Source organism: Streptomyces sp. NPDC088387 (assembly GCF_044753385.1).
Taxonomy (GTDB): domain Bacteria; phylum Actinomycetota; class Actinomycetes; order Streptomycetales; family Streptomycetaceae; genus Streptomyces.
Genome location: NZ_JBIVNC010000012.1, coordinates 48,699 through 72,159 on the forward strand (window position 1 = coordinate 48,699; position 23,461 = coordinate 72,159).

19 protein-coding genes are annotated in these 23,461 nt (G+C 71.3%); 14 read left to right on the top strand and 5 right to left on the bottom strand.

Features of this window, described 5'->3' with window-relative positions; translation table 11 throughout:
• Positions 1-114: 114 nt before the first annotated feature.
• Positions 115-603 carry a beta-class carbonic anhydrase gene (locus tag ACIQAC_RS28795; protein ID WP_402195797.1) on the top strand — a complete coding sequence of 163 codons (489 nt, stop codon included), beginning with the start codon at positions 115-117 and terminating at the stop codon, positions 601-603.
• 41 nt (positions 604-644) lie between these two features.
• On the opposite strand, the gene ACIQAC_RS28800 is transcribed toward ACIQAC_RS28795, so the two are convergent.
• The gene (locus ACIQAC_RS28800; RefSeq protein ID WP_402195799.1) at positions 645-1,934 is read right to left on the bottom strand and encodes a PucR family transcriptional regulator; all 1,290 of its coding nucleotides are present in this window, start codon (positions 1,932-1,934) and stop codon (positions 645-647) included.
• 170 nt (positions 1,935-2,104) lie between these two features.
• On the opposite strand from ACIQAC_RS28800, the gene ACIQAC_RS28805 reads away from it, so the two are divergent.
• The 5 genes from ACIQAC_RS28805 to ACIQAC_RS28825 all read left to right on the top strand — a co-directional run bounded on the left by ACIQAC_RS28805 (position 2,105) and on the right by ACIQAC_RS28825 (position 6,691).
• On the top strand, positions 2,105-3,031 hold the full coding sequence (locus ACIQAC_RS28805; RefSeq protein ID WP_402195802.1) for a proline dehydrogenase family protein: 927 nt from the start codon (positions 2,105-2,107) through the stop codon (positions 3,029-3,031).
• Between the two features lie 82 nt (positions 3,032-3,113).
• Positions 3,114-4,745, top strand: a complete 1,632-nt coding sequence (gene pruA / locus ACIQAC_RS28810) for an L-glutamate gamma-semialdehyde dehydrogenase (RefSeq protein ID WP_402195804.1) — start codon at positions 3,114-3,116, stop codon at positions 4,743-4,745.
• A gap of 98 nt (positions 4,746-4,843) precedes the next feature.
• The gene (locus tag ACIQAC_RS28815; protein ID WP_402195806.1) at positions 4,844-5,743 is read left to right on the top strand and encodes an alpha/beta fold hydrolase; all 900 of its coding nucleotides are present in this window, start codon (positions 4,844-4,846) and stop codon (positions 5,741-5,743) included.
• A gap of 32 nt (positions 5,744-5,775) precedes the next feature.
• Positions 5,776-6,300, top strand: coding sequence for a GNAT family N-acetyltransferase (locus tag ACIQAC_RS28820; protein WP_402195808.1), 525 nt, complete (start codon positions 5,776-5,778; stop codon positions 6,298-6,300).
• A gap of 259 nt (positions 6,301-6,559) precedes the next feature.
• Positions 6,560-6,691, top strand: coding sequence for a hypothetical protein (locus ACIQAC_RS28825; RefSeq protein ID WP_126395287.1), 132 nt, complete (start codon positions 6,560-6,562; stop codon positions 6,689-6,691).
• Between the two features lie 21 nt (positions 6,692-6,712).
• On the opposite strand, the gene ACIQAC_RS28830 is transcribed toward ACIQAC_RS28825, so the two are convergent.
• On the bottom strand, positions 6,713-8,281 hold the full coding sequence (locus ACIQAC_RS28830) for a purple acid phosphatase family protein (protein ID WP_402195810.1): 1,569 nt from the start codon (positions 8,279-8,281) through the stop codon (positions 6,713-6,715).
• Between the two features lie 260 nt (positions 8,282-8,541).
• On the opposite strand from ACIQAC_RS28830, the gene ACIQAC_RS28835 reads away from it, so the two are divergent.
• Entirely contained in the window at positions 8,542-9,585 is a 1,044-nt protein-coding gene (locus ACIQAC_RS28835; protein WP_402195813.1) for a 3-isopropylmalate dehydrogenase, read from the top strand.
• Between the two features lie 317 nt (positions 9,586-9,902).
• The gene (locus tag ACIQAC_RS28840; RefSeq protein ID WP_402195816.1) at positions 9,903-10,991 is read left to right on the top strand and encodes a branched-chain amino acid aminotransferase; all 1,089 of its coding nucleotides are present in this window, start codon (positions 9,903-9,905) and stop codon (positions 10,989-10,991) included.
• Positions 10,992-11,095: 104 nt separating this feature from the next.
• Here the strand turns inward: ACIQAC_RS28840 and ACIQAC_RS28845 are convergent, their stop codons facing one another.
• Positions 11,096-12,571 carry a cytosine permease gene (locus tag ACIQAC_RS28845; RefSeq protein ID WP_402195819.1) on the bottom strand — a complete coding sequence of 492 codons (1,476 nt, stop codon included), beginning with the start codon at positions 12,569-12,571 and terminating at the stop codon, positions 11,096-11,098.
• A gap of 129 nt (positions 12,572-12,700) precedes the next feature.
• On the opposite strand from ACIQAC_RS28845, the gene ureA reads away from it, so the two are divergent.
• From ureA to cimA, 6 genes are all read left to right on the top strand, one after another.
• Positions 12,701-13,420, top strand: a complete 720-nt coding sequence (ureA, locus tag ACIQAC_RS28850) for an urease subunit gamma (protein ID WP_402195822.1) — start codon at positions 12,701-12,703, stop codon at positions 13,418-13,420.
• Positions 13,417-15,087 carry an urease subunit alpha gene (locus tag ACIQAC_RS28855; RefSeq protein WP_402195824.1) on the top strand — a complete coding sequence of 557 codons (1,671 nt, stop codon included), beginning with the start codon at positions 13,417-13,419 and terminating at the stop codon, positions 15,085-15,087. The genes ureA and ACIQAC_RS28855 overlap by 4 nt, the downstream gene beginning before the upstream one ends.
• A gap of 8 nt (positions 15,088-15,095) precedes the next feature.
• A complete protein-coding gene (locus ACIQAC_RS28860) occupies positions 15,096-16,133 on the top strand; it encodes an agmatine/peptidylarginine deiminase (protein WP_402195826.1) in 1,038 nt (345 codons plus the stop codon).
• Positions 16,134-16,148: 15 nt separating this feature from the next.
• Positions 16,149-16,751 carry a TetR/AcrR family transcriptional regulator gene (locus tag ACIQAC_RS28865; protein WP_402195829.1) on the top strand — a complete coding sequence of 201 codons (603 nt, stop codon included), beginning with the start codon at positions 16,149-16,151 and terminating at the stop codon, positions 16,749-16,751.
• A 134-nt stretch (positions 16,752-16,885) separates the two neighbouring features.
• A complete protein-coding gene (locus ACIQAC_RS28870) occupies positions 16,886-18,157 on the top strand; it encodes a TolB family protein (protein ID WP_402195831.1) in 1,272 nt (423 codons plus the stop codon).
• Positions 18,158-18,467: 310 nt separating this feature from the next.
• On the top strand, positions 18,468-20,072 hold the full coding sequence (gene cimA / locus ACIQAC_RS28875; RefSeq protein ID WP_402195833.1) for a citramalate synthase: 1,605 nt from the start codon (positions 18,468-18,470) through the stop codon (positions 20,070-20,072).
• Between the two features lie 494 nt (positions 20,073-20,566).
• Here the strand turns inward: cimA and ACIQAC_RS28880 are convergent, their stop codons facing one another.
• Positions 20,567-21,220, bottom strand: a complete 654-nt coding sequence (locus ACIQAC_RS28880) for an SLATT domain-containing protein (protein ID WP_402195836.1) — start codon at positions 21,218-21,220, stop codon at positions 20,567-20,569.
• 167 nt (positions 21,221-21,387) lie between these two features.
• Complete coding sequence (locus ACIQAC_RS28885; protein WP_402195839.1) at positions 21,388-23,262, bottom strand: ricin-type beta-trefoil lectin domain protein; 1,875 nt, start codon at positions 23,260-23,262, stop codon at positions 21,388-21,390.
• Positions 23,263-23,461: the final 199 nt, after the last annotated feature.

Genomic DNA, 23,461 nt, shown 5'->3' on the forward strand with positions numbered 1-23,461 from the left:
GGGGTGTTGCAGGTTGATGGCTGGACGGACCGAAGCCTTCCGGGCCGGCTCGCGCCCTCACTACGGTGCCGACGAAGGCTCCGGGACATCCTGGCCCCAGAAGGTGAGGGCACCATGTCAGTGACCGACGAGTACCTGGCCAACAACGCCGCCTACGCCGCCTCTTTCAGCGGTCCACTGCCGCTTCCGCCGTCCCGGCAGGTGGCGGTCGTCGCCTGCATGGACGCCCGGCTGAACGTCTACGCGATCCTGGGTCTCCAGGAGGGCGAGGCGCACGTCATCCGCAACGCGGGCGGGGCGGTCACCGACGACGAGATCCGTTCGCTGGCGATCAGTCAGCGCCTCCTGGGGACCCGGGAGATCATCCTGATCCACCACACCGACTGCGGCATGCTCACCTTCACCGACGACGACTTCAAGCGGCAGATCGAGGACGAGACGGGCATCCGCCCGGCCTGGGCCGCCGAGGCCTTCCGCGACCTCGACGAGGACGTACGCCAGTCGGTCCGGCGGATCACCACCAGCCCCTTTGTGCCGCACACCGAATCCGTCCGCGGATTTGTCTTCGACGTGGCTTCCGGACAGCTGGCCGAGGTGAAGTAAGGCCCTGCTCCCTGGAGGCACGCTCCTTACAGCCGTGCTGCCTACAGCCGCGCCCCCTTCAGTGCCATGTGCAGCAGCAGCCGGTCCTCGCCGTCGTCCAGGTCCAGGCCGGTGAGCTGTTCGACCCGGGACAGGCGGTAGTAGAGCGTCTGGCGGTGGATACCGAGTTCGGTGGCCGTGCGGGTGGCCTGGCCCGCGCAGTCCAGGTACGTCTCCGCCGTGTGCGCCAGATCGCGGTGGGCGGGGGAGAGCAGCGCCGAGACGGCCGGGTCGTGGGCCGCGTTCGCGGGCAGTGCCGTCAGGAGACGGAACGGGCCGATCGCGGCCCACTGGGCCACCGGGCCCAGGCGGGGTTCCGCGAGAGCGGCCCGTGCCGCCGACGTGGCCTCGTGCCAGGCGACACCCAGCTCGGCGAGGCCGGTCCGGCCGGCCGCGATCCCGGCCGCGAGGGACCCGGCCGCGACGCCCCCACGCGTGCCGGCCCCGTGCGCGCCCGAATCCGCCACGTGGCTCCCGGTCGGGCCCGGCTCCGGCGGACGGCTCCCGGACGCGCCCCGCTCCAGCAGCCGGTTCGCCGCCGAGACCGCCGGGGTCAGGGTCTGCGTGGAGCGCAGCCGGACCAGGACCGCCAGGGACTGGGACGCCGTGCCCCACGGGACCGTGCAGCGGGCCGTCGCACCCGGCAGTGTGCGGACCGACGGGGCGTCGTCCGGGTCGGCGGACGGCCAGGGCGCCACACAGACCACCGTATGGGGGCCGTCGGCGCGGGAGCCGAGTGCCGTGCGCAGCTCGGCGACCGCCATGTCGTGCTGCCACTCCCGCTCCGCGGTCAGCACCGCCCGCAGCTCGCGCGTCAAGTCGGCGCCGTGCTGCGCCTCGTCCGCGAGCAGCGCGCCGATCCGGTCGGCCACGGTCATCGCGGCGGTCAGCCGGTCGTCGGACGGGCCGGGGTCGGTGTCCAGCAGCCAGACATAGCCGAGCACCACACCCCGATGGCGTACGGGCAGACAGATGCGGCCCCGGTAGACGCCGGCCTCCGGGGTCGGCGGGATCCGGACCGGGCCGGTCGCGCGGGTGATGCCGAAGCCCTCGAACCAGGTCCGTACGGCCGCCGTCGAGCGCCGGGTCAGGATCGAGCGGGTGCGGACCGGGTCCAGCGCGGACGCGTCGAGGTCGTCCTCACTGTCGTACGCCCCGAAGGCGATCAGTTCGAAGTCGCGGTTCTCCAGGGTCGCGGGCGCTCCGAGCAGCTCCGAGAGCTCGTCGACGAGCTCCTGGTAGTCGCCACGGTGGTCCGCGTAATCCGACGTCACCCGGGCATTCTCCCGCATTTCCGCGGGGCCTTCATACATCTGTCTGAGATCTGCGGCACGGATGCGTGACAGCTGTCGATGGCCCACGCTCGGAGGGATCCCTAGGTTTCACAGTGGTTCTCCGTGCCGTACCCGAACGATCACCTTCGGGGTCCCACGGCCGTCTGTCGCCTGTTGTGGAGGTGCCCGTGCTGGGTCCCGTGATTCTCGCCGCCTCGCGCAGCGACCGGATGCGACGTCTGATCTCGGCGGCGCCGGTCACCAGGCAGGTGGTCGACCGGTTCATCCCCGGCGAGACCGTGGACGACGTCGTCCCGATCGTCGAGGAGCTCACGGCCAGGGGCCTGGAGCTGACGATGGACGTCGTCGGCGAGGACATCACCAACCCGGAGCAGGCCGCCGCCGCGCGGGACGCCTATCTGGCGCTGGTCGACCGGCTGAGGCCGCTGGGTCTCGGTGACGGCGTCGAGATGTCGGTGAAGCTGTCGATGTTCGGCCAGGCGCTGCCCGGCGGCCACGAGCTGGCACTCGCCAACGTCCGGCCCGTCGTCGAGGCCGCCGCCGCCATCGGCACCACCGTCACGCTCGACGCCGAGGACCACACGACCCTCGACTCGATGTTCGCCATCCACGAGGAGCTGCGGAAGGACTTCCCGCAGACCGGCTGTGTCATCCAGGCCTACCTCTTCCGCACCGAGGCCGACGCCCGCCGCCTCGCCGCGAGCGGCAGCCGGGTACGCCTGGTCAAGGGCGCGTACAAGGAGCCCGCCGAGGTCGCGTACCAGCAGAAGCACGAGATCGACAAGGCGTACGTGCGGATCCTGCGGACGCTGATGGAGGGCGACGGGTACCCGATGATCGGGTCCCACGACCCGCGCCTGATCTCCATCGGCCAGGAACTGGCCCGCAGGGCCGGCCGCAAGCCCGACGAGTACGAGTTCCAGATGCTGTACGGCATCCGCGGCGACGAACACCTCCGGCTCGCCGCCGAGGGCCACCGCATGCGCGTCTACACGGCCTACGGCACCGACTGGTACGGCTACTTCATGCGGAGACTCGCGGAGAAGCCGGCCAACCTGCGGTTTTTCGGCCGCAGCATGCTGACCCGAGGCTGAGAGACCCGCGCTTTTTCGGCCGCAGTCTGCTTGGCAAGGGCTGAGCCCGAACACCCGCTCAATTCAAGGAGTTACGGATCTCATGGACGCGGTGACCCAGGTCCCCACCCCCGTCAACGAGCCGGTGCACGGCTATGCCCCCGGCTCTCCCGAGCGCGCCCGGCTGGAGGTCAAGCTCAAGGAGCTGGCCGAGAACCCGGTCGACCTGCCGATGACCATCGGCGGCGAGCGGCGGATGGGCGGCGGCGAACGCGTCGACGTCGTCCAGCCGCACAACCACAAGGCACGGCTCGGCACTTACGCCAACGCCACCCAGGCCGACGCGCAGGACGCGATCGACGCGGCCCTCGCCGCCGCGCCCGCCTGGCGCGCGATGGCCTTCGACGACCGCGCCGCGATCATCCTGCGCGCCGCCGAACTGCTCTCCGGCCCCTGGCGCGAGACCCTCGCCGCCTCGACCATGCTCGGTCAGTCCAAGACCGCCCAGCAGGCCGAGATCGACTGTCCCTGTGAGCTGGTCGACTTCTGGCGCTTCAACGTCAAGTACGCCCGCGACCTGCTCGCCGAGCAGCCCCCGGCGAACTCCCCGGGCGTCTGGAACCGGCTCGACCACCGCCCGCTCGAAGGCTTCGTCTACGCGATCACGCCGTTCAACTTCACGGCCATCGCGGGCAATCTGCCGACCGCGCCCGCCCTCATGGGCAACGTCGTGGTGTGGAAGCCGTCCCCGACGCAGACCCACGCGGCCGTGCTCCTCCTCCAGCTGCTGGAGGAGGCGGGCCTGCCCAAGGGCGTCATCAACCTCGTCACCGGCGACGGTATCGAGGTGTCGAAGGTGGCCCTTGACCACCGCGACCTGGCCGGCATCCACTTCACCGGCTCGACCAAGACCTTCCAGTACCTGTGGAAGACGGTCGGCAACAACATCGAGAAGTACCGCTCCTACCCGCGTCTGGTCGGCGAGACCGGCGGCAAGGACTTCCTCGTCGCCCACCCGAGCGCGGACCGCGCGGTCCTGAAGACGGCCCTGACCCGTGGCGCCTTCGAGTACCAGGGCCAGAAGTGCAGTGCCACCTCGCGCGCGTACATCCCGGCCTCCATCTGGAACTCCGGCTTCAAGGAGGAGTTCGCGGCCGAGGTCGACTACCTGACCATGGGTGACGTCACCGACCTGTCGAACTTCGTCGGCGCGGTCATCGACGAGCGCTCCTTCGCCAAGAACAAGGCCGCCATCGACCGCGCCAAGGCCGACCCGACCTGCACGATCGTCGCGGGCGGCTCCTACGACGACTCGGTCGGCTGGTTCGTCCGCCCGACCGTCGTCGAGTGCACCGACCCGGAGAACGAGGTCTTCCGCACCGAGTACTTCGGCCCGTTCCTCGCCGTGCACGTCTACGAGGACGACGCCTACGACGAGATGCTGACCCAGATGGAGTCGGTCTCCGACTACGCCCTGACCGGCTCGGTCGTCTCCAACGACCGCGCGGCGGCGGCGTACACCATGGACAAGCTGCGCTACGCGGCCGGCAACTTCTACATCAACGACAAGTCGACCGGCGCCGTCGTCGGCCAGCAGCCCTTCGGCGGCGGGCGCGCGTCCGGCACCAACGACAAGGCCGGCGCCCCGCAGAACCTGATGCGCTGGACCCTGACCCGCGCCATCAAGGAGACGCTGGTCCCGCCGACCGACTACGGCTACCCCCACATGGGCTGACGTTCCGGCACGTCACGCCCCTCCCCGCCAGGCCGCCGTTCCCTCCCCCCGGGACGGCGGCCTGGCCCGTTCCCGGCCCCGCGGGCAGACTTCTTGCCATGACCTGGGCGGCGGGAGACGAGACAGCGGCCGGGACCGTACCGGCCGACGACGGCGTACGGCTGTGGACGGCCCGGTCGGGCCGCGGAGGCCGTGAGCCCCTGGTGCTGTGCCACGGCGGCCCCGGGCTGTGGGACATGTTCGGCGAGCTCGCGGAACTGCTCGGCGACCTGACCCCGGTGATCCGCTGGGACCAGCGCGGCTGCGGCCGCTCCGAGCGGTGCGCGGGCCCGTGGACGACCGAGCGTTTCGTCGCGGACCTGGACGCCGTACGTCGACACCACGGCCTCGACCGGATGGCGCTGCTCGGCCACTCCTGGGGCGCCCAGCTCGCCCTGAGCTACGCGCTCGCGCACCCCGGGCGGGTGAGCGCCCTGGTGTACGTCGCCGGTACGGGCATCGGCCCCGACGTCGACTGGCACCCCGCCTACGAACGGAACTTCGCCGCCCGGCTCGGCGAGAACCCCGAACACCTCGCCCGCTGGCGGGAGTTGCAGGACCGACCCGAGCCGACCGAGGCGGAGGAGCGGGAGTGGGCGGTGCTGCACTGGTCCGTGGAGTTCGTGGACCGCGAGCGCGCCCTGGCACACGCGGAGGCGATGGCCGAGCCGTGGTTCGGGATCAACCACGCCTGCAACCGGACCCTCAACGCCGAGCGCCGGCGCACCTGGGGCACCGCCGACCTACCCGCCGCCTGCGCGGCCCTCGACGTCCCGGTGCACATCGTCGACGGCGCCCAGGACATCCGCCCCCGCGGCGCGGTCGACTCCCTCCACCTCGCCCTGCCCCGCGCCCGGCGCACGGTGATCCCGCACGCCGGGCATCTGCCGTGGGTCGAGGAGCCCAAGGGGTTCCGGGAAGCCGTCGCGGACGCGCTGGGAACACCGGAACTCCGCTGACGACGGAGCGTGGCTGTGCCGATACTGGGGGAATGAGTCTGCGTCTCGTTCACACCTCGGCCCTCACCCGTCCCGAACTCGAGGCCGTCCGTGCCCTGTTGCTGGACGCCTTCGACGGCGACTTCGGCGACGAGGACTGGGAGCACAGCCTCGGCGGCCTGCACGCGATCGTGGACGACGGCGAGGGCGTCGTCGCGCACGGGTCGGTCGTCATGCGCCGGGTGCGGCACGGCGGACGCTGGCGCCGGGTCGGGTACGTGGAGGGCGTCGGCGTACGGTCCGACGCGCGCCGGACCGGGCTCGGCGGCCGGGTCATGGGCGCCCTGGAGGACGTCATCACGGCGGCCTACGACTTCGGGGCGCTCGGCGCGAGCGACGACGGCGCCGCGCTGTACGCCGCGCGGGGCTGGCAGATGTGGAGCGGACGGATCAGCGCCCTCGGCCCGGACGGGGTGGTCCGGCTCCGCGAGGAGGAGGGCTGCGCGTACGTGTGGGGCCTGCCCGACGGACCCGACGACGAGCTGCTCTTCGACTGGCGCGACGGCGACGTGCTCTAGGCCACGGCAGAACGGCGAAAGCCCAGGTCAGCCCCGGGTGATCGATCAGGCCGTCTCAGATAGTAGGAAGTCCGAGTAATTGTGGAGACAGAAAGGCCCTGCTCGCTTAGCTTTGTAGGAGCCGAACGTCTCGCTCGATCAAGCGAATGGCGGTCGTGAGCCGGGCCCCTTGCAGGCAACCCCTGCGGCACCGCTCGCCGCCCACCGGCGTCTCGTAATCCGCTCCGCACTCCCTGGTCTTCGAAGGAGTCGATTTCCCATGGCCGAGACGACCGCCCGCCGCCGAGTCCGTCACCTCTCCCGCACCACCGAGTCCGACCGCAAGAACGCCGCCGCGGCCCTCCAGCGTGCCCTCGACCGTCGTGACAACGGCGGCTCGACCGGCCACTGAGCCCACCGCCGGGCCTGCCGTTCACCTGTTGCGCCGCACCTCGAAGTGGTCGATGCGCCGGCCGTCCTGGTCGAGCGCCGACACCGAGAGGTGCGGTGCGGGGCCCGCGTGTGCCTCCACCGACAGCAGCGAGAAGCCCCGGTAGCGCACCCGCGACCACTCCACCTCCTCCTGCTTGGCGAGCCGTGACCTCGTCCAGTGGAAGGTGGGCACGGACTCGGCGTCGGCGACCTTCCCCTCGTAGCTCTCGGGGATCCCCGCCGGGAAGCTGTAGAGATCCTTGCCACCGCCGCCCGCGGTCACGTACACGGTTCCGTCGCGCGTCGGATCGGTCCGTCCGCCGACCGGCACGGCCCGGCCGACCCCGCCGTTCCTGATCGCGTCGGTGCGCTCGTACACATGGTTGTGGCCGTTGATCACCAGATCGACCTGGTGCTCGGCGAAGAGCGGCAGCCACTGCGCGCGCACCCCGCCGTCGGAGCCGTGCGAGGACGTCGAGTACGCGCAGTGGTGGAAGAACACCACCACGAACTCCACCGCGTCCGACGCCCGCAGTTCCTTCAGCGTCCGCTCCAGCCACCGCGTCTGCCGCCCGTCCGTGTACCCGAGATTGGCGGGGATCTCGTACGACACGTCGTTGGCGTCCAGCGCGACCACACCGACGTTGCCGTAGGTGAAGGAGTAGACGCCGGGTGCGCGGCGCGGGTCGAAGCCGTTGTCCGGCAGGGAGAAACGGGCCACCTGGCCGCCGTAGCCCTCCTGCGAGTACCAGGCCTCCATGTCGTGGTTGCCGGTCGTCACCATCCACGGGACCGACCGGGACACCGGCTCGTTCTGCTTGAGGAACAGGTCCCAGTACGTGGCGTCGTACGCGTCCGACTCGGTGCCCCGGCCGGTCGGGTTGGCGTAGCAGATGTCGCCGGCGTGCAGATGGAACGCGGGCTTGATGTCCAGCATCACCCTGCCGTTGGCGACCGCGGCCTCGTTGACGCCCTGGTCGCCGAACGCGGTGAAGGTGAAGGTCCCGGGGTTCGCCGGTGCCGTACGGAAACTGCCCGTGGTGGCGCGGTGTTCGGCCGCCGCCGGGTCGAGTCCGTCGTGGCCGACGCCGTAGTAGTACGTCGTGCCGGGCAGCAGGTCGTCCAGGGCCGTGTGCACGTAGTACTGCTCGACGGCCGCGCGCACCCCCTTCAGCTCCGGGGTGCGCAGCGTCCGTACCTCGGCCTCGATCTTCCGGCCCAGCTCGTCCGGGCGCGAACCCACCCGTACGAACGGCCTCTTGACCGCCGCCGGCACCTGCCACGAGATCCGCATCTGGGTGCGCGGGTCGGCGCCGAGGGCGAGATGGCGGCCGAACGGGAGCACGGCGGAGCCCGGCGCGTCCGAGGACGCGGAGGCCGACGGCGTACGGGTCGCCGTCCCCGACGAGCCGGACGGTCCCGAGCAGCCCGTCAGCAGTCCGCCCGCCACCGCGCCCGCGGTCACCAGCGTGCGGCGCCGGGTCAGCGTGGCGCGCAGGTACTCGTGCTGCTCGGCCATGCTCATCCGGGCGGCAAGCCGGGCCGGTATGCCGAAGTCGGGGGTCTCCATGCCGCTGAAGTTCCCAGCGTGGGCCAACACCCGCAATACATGGCGGTGAACGGGTGGTGACCACGGGTCGGCGCTCGTGGTCGGGTGCGGGTGGTAGGGGGCCGGCCGCGCAGTTCCCCGCGCCCCTTCAAGGCCGGTTGCCCGCAACGGAGTCAAGGCCACCGGCCCGCACCCGGCCACGAAGGTCACACCCCGCCCGGCCGCGTCCGCATCGCGGACATCGAGTGTCATCCCATGGGACGAGGAGTAGGGTGCCCGGCATGTCTCGCAGCCTCAATCTCGCAGTGATCCCCGGCGACGGCATCGGCCAGGAGGTCGTGGCCGAAGGCCTCAAGGTCCTCTCCGCCGTCCTTCCCCAGGACGTGAAGCTGGAGACCAAGGAGTACGACTTCGGCGCCCGTCGCTACCACGACACCGGTGAGACCCTCACCGACGCCGACCTCGACGCCCTGAAGAAGCACGACGCCATCCTGCTCGGCGCGATCGGCGACCCGTCCGTGCCGTCCGGCGTCCTGGAGCGCGGCTTCCTGCTGAAGCTCCGCTTCGCCTTCGACCACCACGTCAACCTGCGTCCGTCGAAGCTCCTCCCGGGTGTGGACACACCCCTGAAGGGCGAGCCGGCCATCGACTTCGTGGTCGTCCGCGAGGGCACCGAGGGCCCGTACACCGGCAACGGCGGCACCATCCGCAAGGGCACCGAGCACGAGGTCGCCACCGAGGTCTCCGTGAACACCGCGTTCGGGGTCGAGCGGGTCGTCCGCGACGCGTTCGCCCGCGCCCAGGCCCGCCCGCGCAAGAAGCTCACGCTGGTCCACAAGAACAACGTGCTGACCTTCGCGGGTCACCTGTGGACGAACATCTTCAACAAGGTGGCCGGGGAGTTCCCCGAGGTCACCACCGACTACATCCACGTCGACGCGGCGACGATCTACCTCGTCACCGACCCGGCCCGCTTCGACGTCATCGTCACCGACAACCTCTTCGGCGACATCATCACCGACCTCGCCGCAGCCGTCTCCGGCGGCATCGGTGTCGCCGCCAGCGGGAACATCAACCCGGCCGGCACCTTCCCGTCGATGTTCGAGCCGGTGCACGGCTCCGCCCCGGACATCGCGGGCCAGGGCAAGGCGGACCCCACCGCCACGGTGCTGTCCGTCGCCCTGCTGCTGCGCCACCTCGGCCACGAGTCCGAGGCCGCCCGGATCGAGGACGCGGTCTCCGCCGACCTCGCCGAGCGGGTCGGCGGACCGTCCCGGTCCACGGCCGAGATCGGTGACGCCCTCGCGGTACGAGTAGCCGGCTGACCCCACGGTTCCTCGGACAGCCGTCGGGTCGCGCGAGCGCCCGGCGGCTTTCGTATGTCCCCTCGCGGGTGCCACCATCGACCCCCGGACCGTATTCACCCCGTTTCATCCGCCACCCCGTCCGGGCGATAATCGGACGCACGGCGGCCTCGCCGACCGATGCTCGGACGTCCTAGTACCGACGACCGGGGGTACGGGGGCGAGCGCGGGCCGTGACAACCGAATCAGGTGCTGCACTGTCCGGGGGCCACCCCGGATCCCGGCCGGCCGACCGGAGCCGCCCCGCCCCTCATGCCAGGAAGTAAAGGACCCGACTCATGACCACGCCCTCGATCGAGCTCAAGCCCTCCGCCAGTCCGCTCTCCGCCGCGGAGCGCGAGGCGATCCTGGCCAACCCCGGATTCGGCCGCCACTTCACGGACCACATGGTGACGATCAAGTGGACCGAGGGCCGCGGCTGGCACGACGGCCAGCTCGTGCCGTACGCGCCGATCTCCCTCGACCCGGCCACCACCGTGCTGCACTACGCGCAGGAGATCTTCGAGGGCCTCAAGGCCTACCGCCGGCCCGACGGTACGGTCGCCACCTTCCGGCCCGACCAGAACGCCCTGCGCTTCCAGCGGTCCGCCCGCCGGCTCGCGATGCCGGAGCTGCCGGTCGAGACCTTCATCGAGGCCTGTGACGCGCTGGTCCGCCAGGACCGGGACTGGGTGCCGGCGCACGGTGGCGAGGAGTCGCTGTATCTGCGGCCGTTCATGATCGCCACGGAGGTTGGTCTTGGGGTGAAGCCGGCCGGCGAGTACCTGTTCCTGGTCATCGCGTCGCCGGCCGGCGCGTACTTCCCCGGCGGGGTGAAGCCGGTCTCCATCTGGGTCTCCGAGGACCGGGTGCGTGCGGTGCCCGGGGGTATGGGGGACGCCAAGACCGGGGGCAACTACGCGGCGTCGTTGCTCGCGCAGGCGGAGGCGGCGGACATGGGGTGCGACCAGGTGTGCTACCTCGACGCGGCCGAGCACAAGTGGGTCGAGGAGCTCGGGGGCATGAACCTGTACTTCGTGTACGGGGACCGGATCGTGACGCCTACGCTCACCGGGTCGATCCTTGAGGGGGTCACGCGTGACTCGCTGCTGACGGTTGCGCGGGACCTCGGGTATCACGCCGAGGAGGATCGGATCTCGGTGGATCAGTGGCAGCGGGACTCCGAGCGGGGGGCGCTGACCGAGGTGTTCGCCTGTGGGACGGCGGCGGTGATTACTCCGGTGGGGACGGTCAAGCGTACGGGGGTGCAGTGGCGGCAGTCGGGGGGTGAGCCCGGGGAGGTCACGCTCCGCCTGCGGCAGGCCCTCCTGGACATCCAGCGCGGCACCCAGCCGGACGCCCACGCGTGGATGCACCAACTGGGCTGAGGCGTTCCGCCGGTCGCGCAGTTCCCCGCGCCCCTGGGGGGGGGGTGAGGGGCTGTTGTCCGGGTGCGGGCTCGTCGTGGTTGGTCGCGCAGTTCCCCGCGCCCCTAAGAGGCTTGCGGCTTGCGCTCGTTGGAGACTTGCCGTAGCTGCGGGCAGGCGTGCCGCTGGGGCACGTCCGTCGCGTCGGGTTGTGGAGCGCCCCCGCTGCCGGGTGGGAAGAAGGAATAGGTCAGTCCGCCCACTGTGCCCGACAGGAGGAAGCTGGTGTCCACTCCGCCGGTGAGGGAGAGCAGGGGCCCCTCGTAGGAGGGGAGGGAGACGGCCAGGACGCCGACCGTCGCGCCCACCGCCCAGGCCACCGTCGCCGGCACGTTCCACCCGCCCCGGAACCAGTAGACACCGCCCCGCGCCCGGCGGTTGAAGACCTGGAGGGCGTCCGGGTCGTAGACCCCGCGGCAGCGGACGAAGCCGATCAGCGTGATCACCGCCCACGGCGTCCCGATCGCCGTGAGCAGCAGCACGAACGACGTCATCGCGTCCTGCGCGGTCGAGGCGTAGTGCCCCGCGAAGACACACGCGGTGGCCACCACCGCGACCGCGCACGTGGCCCGCGCCCGCGACGCCCGCGGCAGGATCGCGTCCAGGTCGAGCCCCATCGAGTACAGCATCAGCCCCGCGTTCCCCACCGACCCCGCGGACGCGGCCAGCAGCAGCGGGACCAGGTACCAGCCGGGCGAGGCGTCGACGAGCGGCCCGGCGTAGTCGAGCGCCGCACGCGCCGCGTACGCCGTGAACGTACCGAAGAGCTGCGGCACGAGCAGCCCGAGCAGCAGCCCCAGCCACGTGGCGTGCAGCACCTGGCGGGAGGTGTGGCGGGCCGGCGAGATGTAGCGGGTGTAGTCGCCGAGGAGAGTGATGAAGGCGATGGGTCCCGACAGACCCGCGGCCACCGTCGCCAGCAGCCAGGTCGGCCAGAAGCCGCCGAGCAGATGGCCCCCCGCCTCCGGCAGCGCGGACGTCGTGAAGTCGGGGGCGTACGCGGCCAGTCCGAGCAGAAGGAGGGCCGTCATGCCCACCGCGAGGACGCGGGACATCGTCAGCAGCAGCCGGTACCCGTACACCGCTCCGGCGACCGTCGCCGCGGCCAGCACCCCGTAGACGACCGCGTACGACACGTCGTTCGCCGGGACGCCGAGCAGCCGGTCGAGGACGCGGACCGTGACGTCGCCGCCGATCCAGACGGTCAGCGCGGTGTAGCCGAGGGCGAGCAGCAGGCCGACCACCGAACCCACCAGCCGGCCGCGGACCCCGAACTGCGCGCCGGAGGAGGTCGACAGGTTGGTGCCGGTGCGCAGCGAGATCAGGGCCAGCGGCGCGGTGAACAGGGTGCCGACCACCGTGCCCGTAACCACGGCGGTGACCGAGGCCCACCAGCCGAGCCCGAAGGACGGCGGCAGCCAGCCGAAGATGATCACCCCCAGACAGAGGTTGGAGCCCAGCAGGATCGCCACGAGGTCTCGTGGGCCGCTGGTCCGTTCCGCGTCCGGGATGGTGTCGACTCCGCGCTGTTCCATCGGCATGTCTGGCTCCCTCGGTTAGAGTGCCGTTCAATCTGAGGTGTTCGCCCGTCGCTCGTCAACCCTTGGGTTAATGCAATCCAGCATTTAGAGTGTTGCTCTAAATCAAGGCACGCAAGGAGGTGTCGCACGGTGAGACTCACTCCCACGGAACGTGACCGGCTGCTGCTCTTCGGAGCCGCCGAGCTGGCCAGGGCCCGCCGCTCGCGCGGACTGCGGCTGAACGTCCCGGAGGCGACCGCGCTGATCGCGGACACCGTCTGCGAGGCCGCCCGCGACGGGGTCCGGCTGGCCGAGGCCGTCGACCGCGCCCGGTCCGTACTGGGCCCGGACGACGTGCTGCCGGGCGTCGCCGACGTCGTCACCGAGGTGCATGTCGAGGCCGTCTTCGACGACGGCTCCCGGCTCGCCGTGGTGTCCGACCCGATCGGCGGGGGACTGGGCGAGCGGGCGCCGGGCGCGCTGCTGCCGGGACCGGCGCACGCCGACCCCGAGCCGGCCGTACGGCTCACCGTCACCAACACGGCGACCGTGCCCGTCTCCGTCACCTCCCACTTCCACTTCTTCGAGGCCAACCCACGGCTCGACTTCACCCGCGCGCGGGCCTACGGCATGCGCCTCGCCGTCCCCGCCGGCTCCTCCGTACGGTTCGGGCCCGGCGAGAGCGTCGAGGTCGGACTGCTGCCGATCGGCGGCGACCGGATCGCGATCGGCTTCGCGGGACTGGTGGACGGCCCACTGGACGCACCGGGCGCGCGGGACGAGGCCCTGCGCAGGGCCGTCGCCTGCGGATATCTGGGCGCCGGGCACACGGTCCACCCGGAGGCCGGGGACGAAGGGACAGCGCGATGAATCCGTACGAGTACGCCGCCACCCACGGCCCCCGCGCCGGCGACCGCATCCGCCTCGGCGACTCCGGCCTGGTGATCCGCGTCGAGGAGGACTCCCAGCGGTACGGCGACGAGTTCCTCGCCGGCTTCGGCAAGACCGCCCGCGACGGACTGCACCTCAAGGCCGCCGCCGTGCGCGACACCTGTGACGTCGTCATCAGCAACGTCGTGGTGATCGACGCCGTGCAGGGCATCAGGAAGGTGTCGATCGGCATCCGGGAGGGGCGGATCTGCGGCATCGGACGCGCCGGGAACCCGGACACCCTCGACGGGGTCGACGTCGTCGTCGGCACCGGGACCTCGATCGTCTCCGGCGAGGGGCTGATCGCCACCGCCGGTGCCGTGGACACCCACGTCCATCTGCTGTCGCCGCGGATCATGGAGGCGTCCCTCGCCTCCGGTGTCACCACGATCGTCGGCCAGGAGTTCGGACCGGTGTGGGGTGTCGGCGTCAACTCGCCCTGGGCACTGCGGCACGCCTTCAACGCCTTCGACGCCTGGCCGGTCAACATCGGCTTCCTGGGCCGGGGTTCGTCGTCCCACGAGGCCCCGCTGATCGAGGCGCTGGCCGAGGGCGGCGCGTCCGGCTTCAAGGTGCACGAGGACATGGGCGCCCACACCCGGGCGCTGGACACCGCACTGCGTGTCGCCGAGGAACACGACGTCCAGGTCGCCCTGCACAGCGACGGGTTGAACGAGTGTCTGTCCGTGGAGGACACCCTGCGCGTCCTGGAGGGCCGGACCATCCACGCCTTCCACATCGAGGGCTGCGGCGGCGGACACGTCCCCAACGTGCTGAAGATGGCCGGCGTCCCGAACGTCATCGGCTCCTCCACCAACCCCACCCTGCCCTTCGGCCGGGACGCCGTCGCCGAGCACTACGGCATGATCGTCTCCGTCCACGGTCTGAAGACCGACCTGCCCGGCGACGCCGCCATGGCCCGCGACCGGATCCGCGCCGGGACCATGGGCGCCGAGGACGTGCTGCACGACCTGGGCGCGATCGGCATCACCTCGTCCGACGCGCAGGGCATGGGCCGCGCGGGCGAGACCGTCCGCCGTACCTTCGCCATGGCCGGGAAGATGAAGGCCGAGTTCGGCGCCCCCGACGAGCACGACAACGAGCGCGTGCTGCGGTACATGGCCAAGCTGACCGTCAACCCGGCCATCGCGCACGGCCTCTCCCACGAGGTCGGCTCCATCGAGGCCGGCAAGCTCGCCGACATCGTGCTGTGGCGGCCCGAGTACTTCGGCGCCAAGCCCCAGCTCGTCCTGAAGTCCGGCTTCCCGGCGTACGGTGTCGTCGGCGACCCCAACGCGGCGACCGACACCTGCGAACCCCTCGTGCTGGGACCGCAGTTCGGCGCGCACGGCGCCACCCCCGCCGACATCTCCGTCGCCTTCGTCGCCCGGGCCGCCCTCGACCAGGGCAACGACTCGATGCCGACCCGGCGCCGCAGGGTCGCGGTGCGCGGCACCCGGGGAATCGGCCCCGCCGATCTGCGCCTCAACTCCCGTACCGGAGCGGTCGACGTCGACCAGCGCACCGGCCTGGTCACCCTCGACGGCGACCCGCTGCGCTCGGCACCCGCCGACTCCGTCTCCCTCAACCGTCTGTACTTCCTGTGAGGTCCCCGATGTCCGCAGCCGCCGACGGCTTCCGTATGCCCGCCGAGTGGACCCCGCACGAGCGCACCTGGATGGCGTGGCCGGGCCCCAACCCCACCTTCGAGGACCCCGACGACCTCGCCCGGTCCCGCGCCGCCTGGGCCTCGGTCGCCCGTGCCGTACGCCGCTTCGAGCCGGTGACGGTGGTGTGCGGCCCCGGCCAGTCCGCCGCCGCGCGCACCCTGCTCGGCGACGGCGTCGACACCGTGGAGCGGGAACTCGACGACGCATGGATGCGCGACATCGGGCCCACTTTCCTCACCGACGGACGGGGTCAACTCGCCGCCGTCGACTGGACGTTCAACGGCTGGGGCGCCCAGGAGTGGGCCCGCTGGGAGCACGACGCGAAGATCGCCTCGTACGTCTCCGGTCTCGCGGGGGCGCGGACGTACGCCTCGAAACTGGTCAACGAGGGCGGCGCGATCCACGTCGACGGCGAGGGCACCGTCCTGCTGACCGAGACGGTCCAGCTCGGCGCCGGGCGCAACCCGCACTGGACGCGCGAGCAGGTCGAGGCGGAGATCCACGCCATGCTCGGCACGCAGAAGGCGATCTGGCTGCCGCGCGGCCTCACCGGCGACTATCCGCCGCACGGCTTCGGGACGCTCGGGCACGTCGACATCGTGGCCGCGTTCGCCCGCCCCGGTGTGGTGGTCGCGCACTCCCAGCCGGACCCCGCGCACCCCGACCACGAGGTGAGCAAGGAGATCATCGGGCTGCTGAACGCGCAGACCGACGCCCGCGGCCGGCGCCTGGAGGTCGTGGAGGTCCCCGCCCCGACCGTCCTGGAGGCCGACGGGCACTGGGCCGACTACTCCTACATCAACCACTACCTCTGCAACGGCGGTGTGGTGCTGTGCGCCTTCGACGACCCGCGCGACGAGATCGCCGCGGGCGTCTTCCGCCGGCTGTTCCCGGAGCGGACGGTGACACTGGTGGACGCCCGTACGATCTTCGCGGGCGGGGGAGGCATTCACTGCATCACCCAGCAGCAGCCGAGGAGCTAGGACATAGGAGCAGCGATGGCAGGTGGTGGGCGCAGACCGGCGCCGCCGCGCGAGGAGGTCCTCGCCGCCGCCATGGAGATGATCGCCGAGCGCGGTCTGGAGAAACTCACCATGGCGGCGCTCGGCCGCGAGGTCGGCATGAGCAGCGGGCACCTGCTGTACTACTTCGGCTCCAAGGACGAGCTGCTGCTGCGCACCCTGGAGTGGAGCGAGGGCCGGCTCGGCGTCGAGCGCGGCCGCCTCCTCAACCGTGGTGCCCCCGCGCGCGAACGTCTCGACGCCTACGTCGACCTGTACGTCCCCGACGGCCACCGCGACCCGCACTGGACGCTCTGGCTGGAGGTCTGGAACCGCTCGCAGAACGCCGCCGACGACGCCCGCGAGCGCCAGGCCGCGATCGAGGGCGCCTGGCACCGGGACCTGGTCGCGCTGCTCGCGCAGGGCGTCTCGCGCGGGGAGTTCCGGTCGGTCGACGCCGACCGGTTCGCCGCCCGTCTGCGGGCGCTGCTCGACGGGTTCTCCATCCACGTGGCGATCGGACTGCGCGGCACGGACCGGGCGACGGTCCTCGGACACGTACGCGAGTTCCTCGACGAGCGGCTGCTCCCCGACGCTTGAACTCCTGTCCAGGTTGTACGCGTTCCGGCGGATTGACCTGCCGGCCCGTGGTGCGGTTGCCTCATGTCGACCATGGAAAAGGCGTGTTGACCACACGTCCGCACGGGGAAACAGGGGGAACAGTGCACACAAGCATGCGCGCGGTGTCGGTCGCGGTCGTCACGGGGGCGATGGTCGCGCTGACGGCGACGGCGACGGCAACGACGACGGCCGCGGCACCGGGACCGGCGCCACGGACCGGGACCGAGCGGGTGACCCTGTCGGCGACGGGCGACCAGCTGACGGGCACCTCGGACGGACCGCGGCTCAGCGCCGACGGGCGTTACGCCGCCTTCGCTTCGTACGCGCCCGACGCGGTGCCCGGCGACACCAACGGCAAGTCCGACGTCTTCGTCCGGGACCTGCGCGGCGGCGCCGTCGAGCGGGTCACCGTGGCGTCGGACGGCACCCAGGCGGACGCGGACAGCCACTACGTCACCCTCAGCGCCGACGGCCGCCTCGTCGCCTTCGTCTCCCGGGCGACCAACCTCGTGCCCTGGAGCAGCCCGCAGACCTTCCACAGCGACGTGTACGTCCACGACCGCCGCACCGGGAAGACGGAGCGGGTCAGCGTCGCCGCCGACGGCGGATCCGGCTGGGTCGCCGACAACCTCGACATGTCCGCCGACGGCCGCTACCTGGCGTTCACCGCCCCGGCGTCCCGGATCGAGGGCGGGAGCGCGCCGGGCCACGCCCGCGCCTACGTCGTCGACCGCCGTACCGGCGAGACCCGGAAGGTCAGCGACCGGCTGCCCGCCGACTGGTACGTGAGCAACGTCAGGATCAGCCCCGACGGCCGGCACGCGGCGTACATCCAGCGCCACCCGCGCGGCGGCCGGGGCGAGCTGTACCTCGCCGACCTGGACACCGGCGCGCAGCGGCAGCTGAACGTCACCCCGGAGGGCGAGCCGACGAACGGCGGACCGGCCGGCCTGTCGTTCTCCGCGGACGGCAGCCGCGTCGCGTACTCCTCCTTCGGCGACGACGTGGTCCCCGGCGCACCGGAGGGCACCTGGGAGCTGTACGTCCACGACACCCGCACCGCCACCACCCGGTGGATCACCCACGAGGGCACGGGCGGACTCGGCGGCGGGCTGCTCAGCGCCGACGGCCGCAAGCTGGCCTACATGCGCGAGACCACCGACCCGGACGGCCAGAGCGTCGAGAACGTGTACGTCCGCGACCTGGGCACCGGACGCACCGCACTCGTCACGGAGGCCCGCGGCGGCGGCCCGGCCGGCGGCTACAGCGCGCCGTCCGCCTTCACCCGCGACGGCGGCGCGCTCGCCCTGTTCTCCACCTCGCCCGACCTCGTCCCCGGGGACACCAACGGGGAGGGCGACGGCTTTGTGCGCCGACTGCGATGAGTGATCCGGCGCTCGCATACTGAGACAACCGTGAGCACGGGGGCGGGCTGTGCCAGACTGCCCCCGTGCTCTCGTTCGCCACGATGATTATTGGCAGCAGGCGCGCCGGTCCGCAGTGACCGCCACGTACGACCAGGTACGGGCGGCCACCGTCGTCCTCGACCCGCGCGCAGACCTCTCGCACCCGCGAGGGGTTTTTCGCTTTTCTGGCCCACCTACAGCCGGAAGCAGAGCGCGAGGGATCATTGGGGGACGGTGGAGCCGGTCATTCCGGTACAGACCGAGTTCATTACCTCAGGAGCCTTGAACCATGACGGACACCAGCGAGCTCGACGACTCGTTCCACGTCTTCGACACCACCCTGCGCGACGGCGCGCAGCGGGAGGGCATCAACCTCACCGTCGCGGACAAGCTGGCCATCGCACGGCACCTGGACGACTTCGGGGTGGGCTTCATCGAGGGCGGCTGGCCCGGCGCCAACCCGCGGGACACCGAGTTCTTCGCCCGCGCGCGGCAGGAGATCACCTTCCGCCACGCCCAGCTCGTCGCGTTCGGCTCCACCCGCCGCGCCCACGCCAAGGCCGCTGACGACCCGCAGGTCAAGGCCCTGCTGGAGTCCGGCGCCCCGGTGATCACCCTGGTCGCCAAGTCCCACGACCGGCACGTCGAACTCGCCCTGCGCACCACCCTCGACGAGAACCTGGAGATGGTCCGCGACACCGTCTCCCACCTCAAGGGCCAGGGCCGGCGGGTCTTCGTCGACTGCGAGCACTTCTTCGACGGCTACCGCGCCAACCCGGAGTACGCGAAGGCCGTGGTCCGTACGGCGTCCGAGGCCGGCGCGGACGTCGTCGTCCTGTGCGACACCAACGGCGGGATGCTCCCGGCGCAGATCCAGGCCGTCGTCGCCACCGTCCTCGCCGACACCGGTGCCCGCCTCGGCATCCACGCCCAGGACGACACCGGCTGCGCGGTCGCCAACACCCTCGCCGCCGTCGACGCGGGCGCCACCCACGTCCAGTGCACGGCCAACGGCTACGGCGAGCGCGTCGGCAACGCCAACCTGTTCCCCGTGGTGGCGGCGCTGGAGCTGAAGTACGGCAAGAAGGTCCTCCCCGACGGGCACCTGCGCGAGATGACCCGCGTCTCGCACGCCATCGCCGAGGTCGTGAACCTCACCCCGTCCACCCACCAGCCCTACGTCGGTGTCTCCGCCTTCGCCCACAAGGCCGGACTGCACGCCTCCGCGATCAAGGTCGACCCGGACCTGTACCAGCACATCGACCCCGAGCAGGTCGGCAACACCATGCGGATGCTGGTCTCCGACATGGCGGGCCGCGCCTCCATCGAGCTCAAGGGCAGGGAACTCGGCATCGACCTCGGCGACGACCGCGAACTGGTCGGCCGGGTCGTGGACCGGGTCAAGAAGCGGGAACTGGAGGGCTATACGTACGAGGCCGCCGACGCCTCCTTCGAACTGCTGCTGCGCGCGGAGGTCGAGGGCGGTCCGCTGACGTACTTCGAGGTCGAGTCCTGGCGGGCGATCGTGGAGGACCGCCCCGACGGGTCGCACGCCAACGAGGCGACCGTGAAGCTGTGGGCCAAGGGCGAGCGGATCGTCGCCACCGCGGAGGGGAACGGGCCGGTCAACGCGCTGGACCGGGCGCTGCGGGTGGCTCTGGAGAAGATCTATCCGCAGCTCGCCAAGCTGGAGCTCGTGGACTACAAGGTCCGCATCCTGGAGGGCGTCCACGGTACGCAGTCCACGACCCGGGTCCTGATCTCCACGACGGACGGTGCGGGGGAGTGGTCGACGGTGGGGGTCGCGGAGAACGTCATCGCCGCGAGCTGGCAGGCCCTGGAGGACGCGTACGCCTACGGCCTCCTCCGAGCGGGGGTCGCTCCCGCGAGGTAGCAGCGCGCTGTCGGGCGCGGCCCGGCGGATGGCGTTCGCGCAGTTCCCCGCGCCCCCGGGAGGTGCGGCCCGGTGGGGGCTGGTCGCGCAGTTCCCCGCGCCCCTGGGAGGTGCGGCCCGGTGGGGGCTGGTCGCGCAGTTCCCCGCGCCCCTGGGAGGTGCGGGTCGGTGGGGCTGGTTCGCGCAGTTCTCCGTGTCCCCGGGGGGTGCGGGTCGGTGGGGCTGGTTCGCGCAGTTCCCCGCGCCCCTATGGGGTGGGGGCGCTCGCGCCGTTCTTTGCGTCCCTGGCAGGGGCTTGTGTTTCTGAATGCCGGGGTGGGCGAGGTGTCTTCAGGGGCGCGGGGAACTGCGCGATCAGCCCCCACCGGCCCGGCAGCCGACAACGCACCTCGACAGGGGCGCGGGGAACTGCGCGAACGCCACCCACCGGGCCGCGCCCGACGACGCACTGCGCGACCAGCCCCCACCGGGCCCGCGCCCGGCGATGAGGCGGGTCAGATTGCGGAGTCTCGGGTGCGGGGGAGTTCGGGGCCGCGGTCTCGGCCCGGCGTACGGTCCAGCCGGAACAGCCCGCCGCCGGCGACCCGCTGGGCGGACCCGGAGGACGTGGACCGAGTCAGTTCCTCGACCCCGTCGGCCAGGTACCCGATCCACGCCGCACTCTCCTCCTCCATGACCCGCTGCGCATCGGCACGCAACCGCTCGATCACTTGGAGAAGCGCGGCCTGCTCCTTGTCACTCGGCGAGTCGGTGGCCCGCAGATACGCCTGCGCCCACTCAGCCTGTGCCTTCTTCAGCACCTGCTGGAGAGCGATCTCGGTACGGATGTAGCGCGTCCAGGACGCCGAGAACCCGAAGACCCGGTCGAACAGCACACACCCGGCGCCGGCGGCGAGGAAGACGAAGCCCCACTCGGGCTGAATGGCGGAAGGAGCCGCCGCGTGCACAAGCGGAGTGAGCGTGCCGAGGATGCCGAGCAACCCGGCAAGCGCCCGCAGCGAGCGCGACCACAACGCAGGCCCCCGCCGCCGCGTCAGATACCACTCGATCGCGCCGGTGACCTCACCCTCGGCCTGCTTGTAGAGCTCCCAGAGCAGATCGGCACGGGTGCGGGAACGATCCAGCTCGGTGAGCCCGGACACCGTCATGTCCGCGACCCTGCGTCTCCTCGGCATTGCCCCGCCCTGCCCTTTCCTGCTGACGGCCGGCCGTACGGCGCACGGTGGCTGGGAGGCATGGTATGCGCCGCCCGGCCGGCTGTCGCATCGGCCTCAAGTACTCCGTGAATCAAGGGGAGTTGAGGCCCGCTCGGTGACTATCCCAGTCTCCACTTCTGATTGGCTGCGCCCGTGCACGACCAGATTTGCGCGCGGGCGCCGTTGGCCGAGGAGTTGCCGGTCACGTCGAGACATTTGTTTGCGGCCGTGTTCACCACATCACCGGTCGTCGCGTTGTACGACCACTGCTGTGCGCCGGTGCCGTTGCAGGTGTACAGCTGGGTCTGTGCCCCGTCGGCCGTCGAACCGCCGTTCACGTCCAGGCACTTGCCGAGCGCCCGGATCGACCCGTCGCTCTGCACGGTCCACTGCTGGGCGGTGCTGGCGTTGCAGTCGTAGAGCTGTACGGCGGTGCCGTCGGCGCTCGAACCACCCGCCACATCCAGGCACTTGTTCGCGAGACCGACGAGCGCGCCGCTCTGGCTGCCACCGCCGGACTGGGTGCCGTTCCAGGTGAAGGTGGCCGAGGTCTTGCCTGGCAGCGAGTAAGTCGCGTGCTGCGAACCCCAGTTGATGGTGACGGTCCTGGCCGCGGTGCCGTCGTTGTACGCGATCAGCGCCTTGGAGCCGTCCGGGTTGCGCCAGGCCACGTTCGGCACCGAGGTGGAGGCCGTGGAGGCGATCCGGTGGGCGCCCGGCTTCACGAACTTCGTCAGGTGGCCCATCGTGTAGTACTCGATGGTGTAGTCGACCTGGCCGTGCCGCGCGTCGCCGTTGTGGACGGTGACGAGCCCGTCGCAGGTGCCGCAACCGCCGTTGTGCGGACCGCGGTTCTGGTCCACGGCGAGCGACCACTTGGTCACCGACTTCGCCCAGTTACGGGTGTAGTCGATGATGTTCATCATGTCCTCGCGCTGCTGGTTGGCTATCCAGGTGCCACCGGAGTGCTCGGTCTGGAAGGCGTCCAGCTGCGGGTACTGGTTGTGGACCTCGGTCTGCTTGGAGACGTTGCCCCCGTAGCCGTGCCAGGCGATGCCGCCGAAGTTGGGGTGGTTGCGCACGGCCGCGTCGTTCACGGTCTGCGCCGCGTACGCGTCGTAGGTGTCCCAGTTCCAGTCGTGCGCCAGCACCTTGGTGGAGAGCCCGGCGGCCTGGAGCTTGGGCAGCAGGTTGTCCTTGGTGAAGAAGGCCAGGCCCGAGGCGTTCCAGCTCATCGACGGGTAACTGCTGCAACACGTCGGCTCGTTCTGGGCCGTGACGTAGTCGATCGGGACACCCTGGTCGCGGTAGGCCTGGATGTACTTCACGAAGTAGTCGGCGTAGGCGCCGTAGTACTGCGCCTCCAGCCAGCCGCCGTTGAGCTGGTCGTTGTCCTTCATCCAGGCCGGCGCGGTCCACGGCGAGGCCACCGTGGTCAGGGCCGGGTTGAGCTGCTTGGCCTGCCTGGTCAGCGGCAGCACGTCCTGGAGGTCGTGCGCGATCGAGAACCGGGACAGCGTGGGGTCGGTCTGCCCGGCCGGCAGGTCGTCGTAGGTGTAGCCGAACCGGGCGAGGTCCGAGCCGCCCATCGGGTTGCGGATGTACGACAGGCCGATGCCCTCGGTGGGCGAGAACAGCTTGCGCATGGTGTCGTCACGGGTGGCGGTGGAGAGCGCGCCGCTGCCGTCCATCAGCCAGGCGGCCGTGTCCGTGAAGGAGGCGCCGCCGCCGGTGAAGGTCTGGTAGCGGGTGTTCTCGTCGACGGTGATGTTGTCGCCGGAACCTCCGGCGCCCGCCTGGAAGTTGAACGGCGCCTGGGCCTGGAGCCCACGCGTGACGGTACGGCCGCCGGTGTCGCTGGTCGTGGTGAGCCAGGCGGTGACCTGTTCGCCGGCGGCCTGCGCCGGGGTGGCCGCCGTGACGCCGGCGGCCGTCAGCAGCCCGGCGAGCAGCAGTCCGACGGTGCGCGTGGGTCTCCTGGTGGATCTCCTCATGGAGCGCCGCCCTTCAGTGGTGGGGGATGGGGAGGCGGTACGGAGGCATGAGCACATGACGGCGGAGAGGGTCACGTGTTAACTCACGCCGTGATCTAAGCCATGAGAGTACTGGGGGACGCCGCGCACGTTCCATGCTCGGGACAGCACTTTTCCGCCGGGCCCCACCCACCGCACCGGCCGGACGACATCGGCCCGC